This window comes from Streptomyces venezuelae (genome assembly GCF_008642275.1).
In the GTDB taxonomy this organism is placed as follows: domain Bacteria; phylum Actinomycetota; class Actinomycetes; order Streptomycetales; family Streptomycetaceae; genus Streptomyces; species Streptomyces venezuelae_E.
Window position 1 is genome coordinate 16,293 of record NZ_CP029189.1, and the last position, 14,355, is coordinate 30,647.

The following is a 14,355-nucleotide window of genomic DNA, read 5'->3' on the forward strand; positions in this document are numbered from 1 at the left end:
CCACCGGCAAGGGACCCGCAGCGAATCTGGAGCACGATGTCCATGACCGAGCGTCCCTCCCAGCGCCTCCCCCTCACCGGGGCCCAGACCGGTGTCTGGTACGGCCAGCGGCTCGATCCCGACTCCCCGGTCTACAACGTGGGCCAGTACGTGGAGATCGACGGCCCGCTCGACGCCGGTCTGTTCGTCACGGCCCTGCGGCGGACGGTCGCCGAGAGCCCGGCGCTCACGGCGCGCTTCGCGGAGGGCCCCGACGGCGAGCCCTACCAGGTCACCTGGAGCGGTCCCGCCGCCGGCCCGCTGGTCGCCGTACTGGACCACACCGAGCAGGACGACCCGTACGGCACCGCGCTGTCCCTCATGCGCGCCGACATGGCGCGCCCCGTGGACCCGGTCCGGGACTCCCTGTACGTGTTCACGCTCCACAAGGTCGGGCCGGACCGCACCCTGTGGTACCAGCGGGCCCATCACATCGTGCTGGACGCCTTCGGGTTCTCCCTGCTCTCGCGGCGCACCGCCGAGCTCTACACCGCTCTCGCCGGGGGCGAGGAACCGGCGTCCGACCCGTTCGGCGACCTTGAGGTGATCCTCGCCGAGGAGCACGCCTACCGCGCGTCGCCGCGGTTCGCCGAGGACCGCGCCTACTGGCTGGAGCGGCTCGCGGACCACCCCGAGCCGGAGCCGCTGAGCGGTGCCCGCTTCCCCGCGGCGCACGCGTTCCTGCGCGACGGCGCCACCCTGACCCGGGAGGAGACGGCGGGTCTCCTCGCCATCGCCCGCGCCGCCAAGGCCAGTTGGGCCGACGTGCTGACGGCCGCGTTCGCCGCCTACCTGCACCGGGCCACCGGGAGCCGGGACGTGCTGCTCTCCGTGCCCGCCATGGCGCGGCTGGGCTCGGCGGCGCTCAAGGTGCCGTCCATGGTCGTCAACGTGCTGCCGCTGCGCGTCGCCGTGCGCCCGCAGACCCCTCTCGCCGAGCTGGTCGCCGCGGTCGCGGCCGACGTCCGCGACCTGCGCCGCCACCAGCGCTACCGCGCCGAGGACATCCGCCGCGACCTCGGACTGTCGGGCCGCGAACAGGGCCTGCTGGGTCCGATGGTCAACATCAAGGCCTTCGACAACTCCCTGGACTTCGCCGGATCGCCCGGGTCCGTGCACAACGTCGCCGCCGGCCCGGTGGACGACCTCACCCTCGGCGTCTACCACGACGCCGCCGAGGGCCGGATCCGATTCGAACTCGACGCCAACCCGCAGGCGTACGACGCCGGGACGCTGGCCGCGCGCCGCGCCGAGTTCGCGCACTTCCTCCGCGAGGCCGCCGCGGCCGGGCCCGAGGCACCCGTCGGGCGCCCGGACCTGCTCGCGCCCGCCGCCCGCGACGCCCTGCTGCTCGCCTGGAACGACACCGACCACCCGGTCCCGGCCGGCACCGTCGTCGACGCCTTCGAACACGCCGCCCGGCTGCACCCGGGGGTGCCCGCCGTGATCGCGGGCGCCGACACCCTCGACTACGCCGCCCTGGAGGAGCGCGCCAACCGGCTCGCCCGGCTGCTCATCGGCCGCGGCGCCGGCCCGGAGAGCGTGGTCGGCCTCGCCCTGCCCCGCAGCGCCGACCTCGTGGTGGCCCTGCTCGGCGTGCTGAAGGCGGGCGCCGCCTATCTGCCGCTCGACCTCGACTACCCCGCCGACCGGCTGGAGTTCATGGTCGAGGACGCCCGCCCGCTGTGCGTCCTGACCACCCTGGACCGCGCGGCCACCGCCCCGGTCGTCGACGGGGTCGAGACCGTCGTCCTCGACGCCCCGGACACCCTCACCGAGCTCGCCGACTCCGCCTCCGACGCGCCCGCGGACGCGGACCGCACCGCGCCGCTGACCGGCGGCCACCCCGCGTACGTGATCTACACCTCCGGGTCCACGGGCCGCCCGAAGGGGGTCGTCGTCCCGCACGCCGCCCTGGCGAACTTCCTGCGCATGCAGGCCCACGAGCTCGAACTGGCCCCCGCCCAGCGGCTCGTCGCGGTCACCACCATCTCCTTCGACATCGCCGCCCTGGAGATCCACACGCCGCTGATCAGCGGCGCCACGGTGGTGCTGGCCGACCGCGACACCGTACGGGACCCGGCCGCACTCGCCACCCTCGTCGACGCGCACCGCCCCTCGGTCATGCAGGCCACGCCGTCGCTGTGGCACGCCCTGCTGGAGGACGGCCGCCCGGCCTCGCTCGGCGGCACCCGGGTGCTCGTCGGCGGGGAGGCGCTGCCCGCCGCCCTCGCGGAGCGGCTCGCGCGCACCGCCCGTACGGTCACCAACGTGTACGGCCCCACCGAGGCCACCGTCTGGGCGACCTCCCGCCGGCTCGACCCCGGGCACACCGGGGTCCCCGACATCGGGGTGCCGTTCTGGAACACCCGCGCGCACGTCCTGGACGGGGCCCTGCGCCCGGTCGGCGTCGGCCGCCCCGGGGAGCTGTACCTCGCCGGCGACCAGCTGGCCCGCGGCTACCTCGGCCGCCACGCGCTCACGGCGGAACGTTTCGTCGCCGACCCGTACGGCCCCGCGGGCAGCCGGATGTACCGCACGGGTGACCTCGTACGCCGCCACGCGGACGGCCGGATCGCCTTCCTCGGCCGCGTCGACGACCAGGTCAAGCTGCGCGGCTTCCGCATCGAACTCGGCGAGATCGAGCACGCGCTGACGGCCGCTGAGGGCGTGGACCGCGCCGTGGCCCTGGTCCGTGAGGACCTGCCCGGCTTCCCGCACCTCGTCGGCTACGTCACCCCGGCCGCCCAGGGCCCGGCCCCCGACGCGGCGGATCTGCGCCGGGCGGTGGCCGAGCGGCTGCCCGAGTACATGGTCCCGTCCGCGGTGGTCGTGCTCGACGCCTTCCCGCTGACCGCCAACGGGAAGATCGACCGCCGTGCCCTGCCCGCGCCGGACCTGGCGGCGCTGGCCGGCACGGGCGCCCGCGCCCCGCGCGGTGCCCGCGAGGAGATCCTCTGCGGGATCTTCGCCGATGTGCTCGGCCTGGAGACCGTCGGCCCCGACGACGACTTCTTCACCCTCGGCGGCCACTCGCTGCTCGCCGCGCGGGTGATCGCCCGCGTGCGGACGGCGCTCGGCACCGAATGCGGGATCCGGGACGTCTTCGGGGCACGCACGGTGGCCGCGCTCGCCGCGCTGCTGGCCGGACGCACGGCCGCCGCCCGTCCGGCGCCCGTCGCGGGTCCGCGTCCCGACCCGCTGCCGCTCTCGTACGCGCAGCAGCGGCTGTGGTTCGTGCACCAGGTGGAGGGGGCGAGCGCCACCTACAACATCCCGTTCGTGGTGCGGTTCGACACGGCGCTCGACGCGGACGCCCTGGACGCGGCCCTGCGGGACGTGGCGGGCCGCCACGAGACGCTGAGGACCGTGTTCGGCGAGCGCGACGGGGAGCCGTACCAGCGGGTCCTGGACGTGGCGGAGGCCGGAGTGCGGCTGTACGTCGACGACGTGACGGCCGACGGCTTCGAGCCCGCGGTCCGGGCGGCGCTGGGGCATCTCTTCGATCTGTCCGGAGACGCTCCGCTGCGGGTGACCCTGGTGCGCGACGGGGCCCGCGGGGAGCACGCGCTGGTGGTCCTGCTGCACCACATCGCGAGCGACGAGTGGTCGATGGGCCCGTTCCTGCGCGACCTGGAGCGGGCGTACGCGGCCCGGTGCGCCGGGGAGGACCCGGAGCTCGGTGTTCCGGCCGTGCAGTACGCCGACTTCGCGCTCTGGCAGCGGGAACTGCTCGGCCCCTCGCGGACCGGTGGTTCGCTCGCCGCCACGCAGGCGGCGTACTGGCGCGGGGCCCTGGCGGAGCTGCCGCCGGAGGCCGGGCTGCCGTCCGACCGGCCGCGGCCGGCCGTGGCCGACCCCGCCGGTGCCATGGTCTTCAAGGCGGTGCCGCGCGAACTGGCGGCCGCGGTGCGCTCACTGGCCCGCGAGAGCGGCACCAGCGTGTTCATGGTGGTGCACGCGGCCGTTGCCGCCGTGCTGCACCGGCTCGGCGCGGGCGAGGACATCGTGCTCGGCAGCCCGGTCGCAGGCCGGAGCGACAGCGCGCTGGACGAGCTCGTCGGCTTCTTCGTCAACACGGTGGTGCTGCGCAGCGACCTGTCCGGCGACCCGTCCTTCACGGAACTGCTGGAGCGGGTGCGCGCCGTGGACCTGGCCGCGCTCGACCACGCCGACCTGCCCTTCGACTCGGTCGTCGAGGAGGTCAACCCGCAGCGCTCGTTCGCCCGCCACCCGCTGTTCCAGACGATGGTCTCGCACAGCACGGTGAGCCAGGACGTGGCGAACCTGTTCGGGCACCCGGCCCGGGTGGACCGGGTGGATCCCGGGGTCACCAAGTTCGACCTCGACATCACCTTCTCGGACGCGGCCCACAGCGAGGACCTGGAACTGGAGGTGTTCTACGCGACCGCGCTCTTCGACCGTCCGACCGTGGAGACCTTCGTGCGGCGGCTGCTGCGCGCGCTCGCCGCGGCGGTGGCCGCCCCGGCGGACCCGGTGTCCTGGTGGGAGCTACGCGACGAGGCCGAGCGGGCCCGGCTGGCCCGCTGGAACGACACGGCGCGGCCGGTGGCGCCGGGTGCGGTCACCGAGGTGTTCGCCGCCCGGGCGGCGGCGACGCCCGACGCGCTGGCCGTGGTCGCCGGGGACGACCGTCTGACCTTCGCCGAACTGGAGGACCGCGCGGGCCGGCTGGCGGCCCTGCTGGCCGAGCGCGGCGTCGGCCCGGACACCGTGGTGGCACTCGCCGTCCCGCGGTCCGCCGACACCGTGGTGGCCACGCTCGCCGTCCTGAAGGCGGGCGGCGCCTACCTGCCGCTGGACCTGGACCACCCGGCCGAGCGGATCGCGTTCATGCTCGGTGACGCGGCGCCGGTGTGCGCGGTGACCACGCGGGCTGCCGCGGACCGGCTTCCCGGTGTGGACCTGCTGGTCCTGGACGACCCCGCGACGGTCGCGGGTCTGGCCGCCGCCGTGCCGGGGGCCGACGTGCCCGTGGACCCCGAGCACGCCGCGTACGTCATCTACACCTCGGGTTCCACCGGCCGCCCCAAGGGGGTCGTGCTCCGGCACGCCGGTCTGACCCGGCTCTTCCGCGACCACGAGCGGGAGCTGTACCTGCCGGTCGCCGAGCGGCTCGGGCGCCGGGTGCGGGCGCTGCACACCGCCTCCTTCTCCTTCGACTCCTCGTGGGAGCAGCTGCTGTGGCTGGTGGCCGGGCACGAGCTGCACGTCCTGGACGAGTACGGGCGCCGGGACGCCGACGCGGTCGTGGCGTACGTCCGCGAGCGGCGGATCGACGCGCTCGACGTCACCCCCTCGTACGGCCGTCAGCTGGTCGACGCCGGGCTGCTGACGGGCGAGTGGCGGCCGCCGCTGTTCCTGCTGGGCGGCGAGGCCGTGCCGCCGGCCCTGTGGGCGGAGCTGCGCGCCGTCCCGGACGTGGAGGTCGTCAACTACTACGGGCCCACCGAGTTCACGGTGGACGCCCTGGTGGCGCGGGTGGGCGACTGCCCCACTCCGGTGGTGGGCCGGCCGCTCGACAACAGCCGGGCGCACGTGCTGGACGGCCGGCTGCGGCCGGTGCCCGTGGGCGTGCCGGGTGAGCTGTACCTGGCGGGCGAACAGAACGCCCGGGGTTACCTGGGCCGGCCCGCCCTGACGGCGGAACGTTTCGTCGCAGATCCGTTCGGTTCCCGGGGCTCCCGGATGTACCGGACCGGCGACCTCGTACGGTGGCGGGCCGACGGCCTGCTGGAGTTCCTCGGCCGGGTCGACGACCAGGTCAAGATCCGCGGTTTCCGGGTGGAACCGGGCGAGGTGGAGGCCGAACTCGCGGCCCTGGACGGGGTGACCTCGGCCGCCGTGGTGGTCCGCGAGGACACCCCGGGCCTGCCGTGTCTGGTCGGCTACGTCACGGGCCCGGCCGATCCGGCCGGGCTGCGCGCCGAACTGGCCGGGCGGCTGCCCGAACACCTGGTCCCGGCAGCCGTGATGGTGCTGCCGGTGCTGCCGACGAACGTGAACGGCAAGCTCGACAAGGCGGCGCTGCCGGTTCCCGTCGCGACGGCCGACGCCACCGGGAGGGCCCCGCGCGGCGCCGCCGAGGAGCGGATCGCCGAGGTGTTCGCCCAGGTGCTGGGCGTGCCCTCGGTCGGCGCCGACGAGGACTTCTTCCGGCTCGGCGGGCACTCCCTGCTGGCCACCCGCGTGGTGGCCCGGATCCGCACCGCGCTCGGCACGGAGTGCTCGGTGCGGGACGTGTTCGAGCTGCGCACGGTCGCCGCGCTCGCCGAGCGGATGGCCGGCCGCCGCGCGGCGGTCCGCCCGGCCCTGGTGGCCGGTCCGCGCCCCGGTCGGCTGCCGCTGTCGTACGCCCAGGCCCGGCTGTGGTTCCTGCACCGGATGGAGGGTCCCAACGCGACGTACAACATCCCGATGGCCCTGCGCCTGCGCGGGGAGCTCGACACGGCCGCGCTGGAGGCGGCCGTGCACGAGGTGACGGCGCGGCACGAGGCGCTGCGCACCGTCTTCGCGGAGGACGCCGACGGCCCGTACCAGCGGGTGCTGGAGCCGTCGGAGAGCGCCGTTCCCTTCACGGTGACCGATGTCGAGCCGGCCGGTCTCGGCCGGAGCCTCGACGCGGCGGCCGGTCACGCCTTCGACCTGGAGACCGAGACGCCGCTGCGGGTGACCGTGCTGCGCACCGCCGCCGACGAGCAGGTGCTGCTCCTGCTGCTGCACCACATCGCCGGTGACGAGTGGTCGGCCGGGCCGCTGCTGGCCGATCTGTCCGCCGCCTACGCGGCCCGGTGCGCGGGCGGCGTCCTGGAGACCGCGCCGCCCGCGGTCCAGTACGCGGACTACGCGCTCTGGCAGCGCGAGCTGCTGGGCGACCCCGCCCTCGCCGGGTCGGTGGCACACGGGCAGGCGGAGTTCTGGCGGGAGGCCCTCGCGGGCCTGCCGCAGGAGCTGACGCTGCCGGCCGACCGCCCGCGCCCGGCCCGGCCCACGCACGAGGGCCGGACCGTGACGGCGGAGCTGGAGCAGGACCTGGTGGCGCGGCTGGAGGCACTGGCCGGGGAACACGGCACGACCATGTACACGGTGGTGACCGCGGCCGTGGCGGCGCTGCTGCACCGGCTCGGCGCCGGCCCGGACATCCCGCTGGGCAGTCCGGTGGCGGGTCGAGGCGAGGAGGCGCTGGACGACCTGGTCGGGTTCTTCGTGAACACCCTGGTCGTCCGGGCCGATCTGGCGGGCGATCCGTCCTTCGCCGAACTGGTGCGCCGTACGGCCGCCTTCGGCGCGGCCGCCCTCGCACACGCGGACCTGCCCTTCGACGCGGTCGTCGAGGCGGTCAACCCGGAGCGCTCGCTGTCGCGCCACCCGCTGTTCCAGACCATGGTGGCCTACGAGGACGGCGGCGCCGAGCCGCTGCGCGCCCTCGGCTCCCTGACGGCCGAGGAGTTCCCGGTCCTGGCGGGCGACGCCAAGTTCGACCTGGAGATCCTCTTCCGCCGTGCGCCGGGCACCGCCGGCTCGCCGGCTTCGATGACCTGCGGCGTGCGGTACGCGACCGACCTGTTCGACGCGCAGACCGTACGGTCGCTGCTGGCCCGGCTGCTGCGGCTGCTCGGGGCGGCCGTGGCCGCCCCGGACGTCCCGCTGGCCGAGCTGGAGCTGCTGGACCTCGCCGAGCGGGCCCAGGTGCTGGACGGGTGGAACGACACCGCCCGGCCGGTGGCTCCGCAGACCCTGGACGCGCTGGCCGCGGCCGGCTCCCGGCGCGATCCGCTGGCGACGGCCCTCGTCTTCGAGGGCGTCGAGCTGTCGCGTGCGGAGTTCGAGGAGCGGGTGAACCGGCTGGCGCGGCTGCTGATCGGCTGCGGCGTGGGTCCGGAGTCGGTGGTGGCCGTGGCCCTGCCGCGCTCCTTCGACCTCGTCGTCGCCCTGCACGCCGTGGTCCGGGCCGGTGGCGCCTACCTGCCGCTCGACCTCGGCCTGCCGGCCGACCGCCTCGCGTACATGGCGGAGACCGCCGCGCCGGTGTGCCTGCTGACGGACCTGCCCTTGCTGGGCGCGCTGCCGGACCTGCCCGACACCGAGGTCCTCGTCCTGGACGCGCCGGAGCGGGCGGCCGAACTGGCCGCGCTCGCGTCCGGCCCGGTCGCGGACGCGGAGCGGCGCACGCCCCTGCTGCCCCGGCACCCCGCCTACGTGATCTTCACCTCCGGCTCCACCGGCAAGCCCAAGGGCGTGATGGTCGAGCACGAGGCGATCGTCAACCGGCTGCGCTGGATGCAGGACGCGTACGCTCTCGACGCCACCGACCGGGTGCTGCAGAAGACCCCGGCGAGCTTCGACGTGTCGGTGTGGGAGTTCTTCTGGCCGCTCGCCGAGGGCGTCCCACTGGTCATCGCCCGTCCCGAGGGCCACAAGGACCCCCTGTACCTCTCCGGGCTGATCCGCGAACAGCGCGTCTCCGTCCTGCACTTCGTCCCGTCCATGCTCGCCGCCTTCCTCGGCGAGACCGACATCGCGCAATGCCCGTCGCTGCGCCTGGTCGTCTGCAGCGGCGAGGCCCTGCCGGGCGAACTCGTCACCCGCTTCCACGCCTCCGCTCCTGGTGGCGCGACCCGGCTGGCGAACCTGTACGGCCCCACCGAGGCGGCCGTCGACGTCACCGCCGCGGACTGCCCGGCGGCCGGATCCGGGCCGGGTACCGGTACCGGTACCGCGTCCGCGTCCATCGGCAGTCCCGTGTGGAACACCCGCGTCTACGTCCTGGACGCCCGGCTGCGGCCGGTGCCCGTCGGGGTCCCCGGCGAGCTGTACCTGGCCGGCGTCCAGCTGGCCCGCGGCTACCTCGGCCGGCCCGCACTGACCGGCGAACGCTTCACCGCCGACCCGTACGGCACCCCGGGCGCCCGCATGTACCGCACCGGCGACCTGGTGCGCCGGAGCCGGGACGGGCGGCTGGAGTACCTCGGCCGCACCGACGACCAGGTCAAGCTGCGCGGCTTCCGCATCGAACTCGGCGAGATCCAGGCCGTTCTGACGAGCGCCCCGGAGGTGGACCAGGCGGCGGTCGTCGTCCGCGAGGACCAGCCCGGCGTCCGCCGCCTGGTCGCCTACGCGGTCCCCGCACCCGGCGCCACCGTCGACGGGGCCGCCCTGCGCACCCTGGCCGCATCCCGCCTGCCCGAGTACATGGTCCCGGCCGTGGTGGTGCCGCTCACGGTGCTCCCGACGACGGCCAACGGCAAGCTGGACCGACGGGCATTGCCGGTGCCCGCCGCGGCCGCGGGTGCTTCCCGGGCACCGCGCGACGCCCGCGAGGAGATCCTCGCGGGCATCCTGGCCGACGTACTGGGCCTGGACACGGTCGGCGTGGAGGACGACTTCTTCGCCCTCGGCGGCCACTCGCTGCTCGCGGCCCGCGCGGTGAGCCGCTTCCGGGCCGCGCTGGACGTGGACTGCGCCATCCGCGACCTGTTCGAAACGCGGACGGTCGCCGCGTTGTCCGCCCTCCTCGCGGAGCGCACGGGCGCGGGGCGCCCGCGCCTCACGGAGGCCGCGCCGCGGCCCGAGCGGCTGCCGCTGTCCTTCGCGCAGCGCAGGCTGTGGCTGCTGGACAGTGTGCGCGGTCCGGGTACCACCTACAACGTGCCGCTCGCGGTGCGGCTGCGGGGTCCGGTGGACACCGGGGCCCTGGCGGCGGCGGTGCGCGATCTGGTCGCCCGCCACGAGAGCCTGCGGACCGTGTTCCGTGAGCACGAGGGCGAGCCGTACCAGGTGGTCCTGCCGGCCGGGCGGGCCGGGGTGGAGCTGACGGTGCGCGAGGTGGCGGCGGACCGGCTGGAGGAGGAGGCGGTCCGCGCCGGCGGACACGTCTTCGACCTGGCCGCCGAGCCGCCGGTGCGGGTCACGCTGTTGCGCGCCGCCGCCGAGGACCACCTGCTGGTGGTGCTGGTGCACCACATCGCGACGGACGAGGGGTCGGCCGGCCCGCTGCTCGCGGACCTGGACCGGGCGTACGCCGCCCGGTCGGCGGGCGCGGAGCCCGGTTTCGCCCCGCTGCCCGTGCAGTACGCCGACTTCGCCCTGTGGCAGCGGGAGCTGCTCGGGGACGCGGACGACCCGGAATCGGTGGCGGGCCGGCAGGCCGCGTACTGGCGGCAGGCGCTGGCCGGCGCCCCCGCGGAGCTGGCCCTGCCCGCCGACCGCCCGCGGCCGGCGGTCCCCTCGTACGAGGGGGACGTGGTGACCTTCGAGGTCCCGGCCCGGGTCGGGGCGGGACTGGCGCGGATCGCCCGGGAGGGTGGCGCGACCCTGTTCATGGTGGCGCACGCGGCCGTGGCGGCGCTGCTGCACCGGCTGGGCGCGGGCGAGGACATCCCGCTGGGCAGCCCGGTCTCGGCGCGGGAGGGCGAGGAACTCGACGGCCTCGTCGGCTTCTTCCTCAACACCCTGGTGCTGCGCGCCGACCTGTCCGGGGATCCGAGCTTCACCGAGCTCGTGGCGCGGGTGCGGGACACCGGGCTGGCGGCCTTCGCCCACGCCGACCTGCCGCTGGAGGCGGTGGTCGAAGCGGTGGATCCGGAGCGCTCCCCTTCCCGCAATCCGCTGTTCCAGACGATGGTGACCTACCACTCCACGGACAGCGCGGTGCCGGAGCTGTTCGGGCTGCCCGCGCGGGAGTTCACCGTGGAGACCGGTGGCGCCAAGTTCGATCTGGAGATCGCCTTCGGGGCCTCCGAGGAGCACGGGGCGATCGCGGGCGGTATCCGCTTCGCGTCCGACCTCTTCGACCGCACGACCGTCGAACTGCTGGCCAGGCGGCTGCTGTTGCTGCTGGACGCCGTCGTGGAGGCGCCCGAGCGGCCGGTCTCGGCGATCGAGGTGATGGACCCGGCGGAGCGCGAGCTCGCGCTGCACGGCTGGAACGACACCGGCCACCCGGTGGGTGGGGCGCGGACGCTGGCCGCCCTCGTGGCGGGGGGCGCGAAGGTGGAGACCGGCCCCGCGCTGGTCTTCGAGGGTGACGAGCTCTCGCGGGCCGACTTCGAAGAGCGGGTCAACCGGCTGGCGCGGCTGCTGATCGACCGTGGGGTCGGCCCGGAGTCGGTGGTGGCCGTGGCCCTGCCGCGCTCCTTCGACCTCGTCGTCGCCCTGCACGCCGTGGTCCGGGCCGGCGGCGCGTACCTCCCGCTCGACCTCGGCCTGCCGACCGAGCGCCTCGCGTACATGACCCGGACCGCCGAGCCGGTCCTGATACTTACCGACACCATGTCGGTAACCTTGCTCGCGCCCGAGGTGGGCGGGGAACGGGTCCTGTTGGACTCCCCCACGGTCCGGACCCGGCTGGCCGCACTGGCCGGCTCGGACCTGGCCGAGGCGGAACGGCGCGCGCCGCTGCTCCCCCACCACCCCGCCTACGTGATCTTCACCTCCGGCTCCACCGGCATGCCCAAGGGCGTACTGGTCGAGCACGAGGCCATCGTCAACCGACTGCGCTGGATGCAGGACGCCTACACCCTGCGCCCGGGAGACCGGGTGCTGCAGAAGACCCCGGCGAGCTTCGACGTCTCCGTATGGGAGTTCTTCTGGCCGCTCGCCGAAGGTGTGCCGCTGGTCGTCGCCCGCCCCGACGGACACAAGGACCCGCTGTACCTCGCCGAGCTGATCCGCGAACAGCGCGTCTCGGTCATGCACTTCGTCCCGTCCATGCTCGCCGCCTTCCTGGGCGAGACCACGATCGCCGACTGCCCGAGCCTGCGGCTGGTCGTGTGCAGCGGCGAGGCCCTGCCGAGCGAGCTCGTCGGCCGGTTCCACGGCTCGGCCGCCGGCGCCCCGGTGGCGTTGGAGAACCTCTACGGCCCCACCGAGGCGGCCGTCGACGTCACCTCGGGCGCCTGCACCGCGCTCACCGCCACCGAGGGACGGGCCTCGGCCTCGATCGGCCTGCCGGTCTGGAACACCCGGCTGTACGTGCTCGACGACCGGCTGCGGCCGGTGCCCGTCGGGGTACCCGGCGAGTTGTACCTGGCCGGCGTCCAGCTGGCCCGCGGCTACCTCGGCCGCCCCGCCCTGACCGGCGAGCGCTTCACCGCCGACCCGTACGGGGTTCCCGGTACCCGGATGTACCGCACGGGTGACCTGGTACGGCGCCTGCCCGACGGTCGCGTCGACTACCTGGGTCGCACCGACGACCAGGTCAAGCTGCGCGGCTTCCGCATCGAACTCGGTGAGATCGAGGCCGTCCTGACGAGCGCCCCCGAGGTGGCGCAGGCCGCGGTCGTCGTCCGCGAGGACCAGCCGGGGCTCCGGCGCCTGGTGGCCTACGCGGTGCCCGCGCCCGGCGCCACGCTCGACCGGGGCGCCCTGCGCGCCCTGGCCGCCGCCCGCCTGCCCGAGTACATGGTCCCGGCCGTGTTCACGGAGCTGGAGCGGCTCCCGCTGTCCGCCAACGGCAAGCTCGACCGGCGGGCGCTGCCCGCGCCGGTGATCCCCGCGCCGGCCGCGTCCGCCGCCCCGGCCGCCCAGGTGCCCGCCGGAACCCCCGAGCAGATCCTGTGCGCCCTGATGGGCGAGGTGCTGGGCCTGCCCGGGGTCGGCCCCGACGCCAACTTCTTCGAGCTCGGCGGCGACAGCATCGTCTCCATCCGGCTGGTGGGACTGGCCCGCAAGGCCGGTCTGACCGTCTCCGCACGGCAGGTCTTCACGCACCCGACACCGGCCGCGCTGGCCTCGGTCGCCACGGTTCCCGAGGGCCCGGCCGCGCCCGCCGCCCGCACGGCCGACGCGGGTCCCGGCCCGCTGCCGCTGCCCCCGGTGGCCGCCTGGCTGGCCGAACGGGGCGGCCCGTTCGCCTCGTTCGCGCAGGCCCGGCTGGTCCGGCTGCCCGCCGGGGCCCGGCGCCCGCACCTCACCGCCGCGCTGCAGGCCGTACTGGACCACCACGACGGGCTGCGCCAGCTGCTGACCGTGCCCCGCCCCGGGGTGTGGAGCGCGGAGATCCGCCCGGCCGGTTCCGTCGACGCCGCCGCCGTCCTGGAGGGCGTGGACGCGGCGGGCCTGTCCGACGCCGCCCTGCGGGAACGGGTCGCCGCAGAGTCGGAGCGGGTCTGGCGCCTGCTGGACCCCGAGTCGGGTGACCTCGTACGCGCCGTGCACCTCGACCGGGGGCCGGACGAGCCGGGCCGGCTGCTGCTCATCGTGCACCACCTCGCGGTGGACGAGGTGTCCTGGCAGATCCTGCTGCCCGACCTGCAGGCGGCCCACGAGGCCGCCGCCGCGGGCCGGACACCGGCCCTGGAGCCGGTCGGGACCCCGCTGCGGGCCTGGACCACGCACCTGCTGGCCGAGGCGCAGAGTCCGCGCCGCACCGCCGAACTGGACCGCTGGCTGGCCGCGGCCCCCGGCGGGCCACTGCTCGCGGGACGTCCGCTGGACCCGTCCGTGGACACGGCCGCCACCGCGCGCAGGCTGTCCGTGCGCGTCTCCGCGGAGCGCACGGCTCCGCTGCTCCAGGCCGTCCCGGCCGCCTTCCACGGCACGGTCGGGGACACCCTGCTGAGCGCGCTGGTACTGGCGGTCGGCGACTGGGCGGCCCGCTCGGGCCGGCCCCGGCCGGACGGGTTCACGGTGGACCTCGAGGGACACGGCCGGGAGCAGGAACTGCTGCCGGGCGCCGACCTCACCCGCACGGTGGGCTGGCTGACCAGCATCCACCCGCTGCGGCTGCCGGTCGGCCCGTACGAGCCGACGGCGGTGACCGCCGGCCGCACGGACGCCGGGGCGCTGCTCAAGGAGGTCAAGGAGCTGCTGCGGGCGGTGCCCGACGGAGGGCTCGGCGCCGGCCTGCTCCGGTACAACAACCCGGCCACGGCACGGCTGTTCGACCCGGCGGCGCGGGCCGAGATCCTGTGGAACTACCTGGGCCGGCAGACCGGCCGGGCCGGCTCGGCCTGGGGCCCGGCCCCGGAGGCGGACGCCCTGTCCGCCCGCCCGGACCCGGCGATGCCGCTCTCCCACGTACTGGAGATCACCGCGGAGATCACCGACGGGGACGGCGGGCCGGAACTCACCGCCCACTTCATCTGGGCGGGCGAGGCGCTCTCCCAGGACACCGTGGGGCAGCTCGCGGACGGCTGGACGGCCGCCGTGGACGCCCTCGCCGCCTGGGCCGACGGCGGCACGTCCGCGGGGTACACCCCCTCGGACCTCGACCTGGTCGATCTCGACCAGGACCAGATCACCATGCTCGAAGAAATGTGGAGGGCCCAGCAGTGACGCAGGCTCGAATAGAGG

The 14,355-nt window shown here is 75.5% G+C and carries 1 protein-coding gene; it reads left to right on the plus strand.

Annotation, left to right across the window (positions count from 1 at the left end; genetic code table 11):
* Positions 1-42 precede the first annotated feature (42 nt).
* Positions 43-14,337, plus strand: coding sequence for a non-ribosomal peptide synthetase (locus DEJ51_RS00075; RefSeq protein ID WP_190620080.1), 14,295 nt, complete (start codon positions 43-45; stop codon positions 14,335-14,337).
* The last annotated feature ends 18 nt before the right edge of the window (positions 14,338-14,355 follow it).

Bases quoted from the DNA above. Each gene is read 5' to 3' on its own strand.
- DEJ51_RS00075 (WP_190620080.1), top strand. From the start codon at position 43: ATGACCGAGCGTCCCTCCCAGCGCCTCCCCCTCACCGGGGCCCAGACC.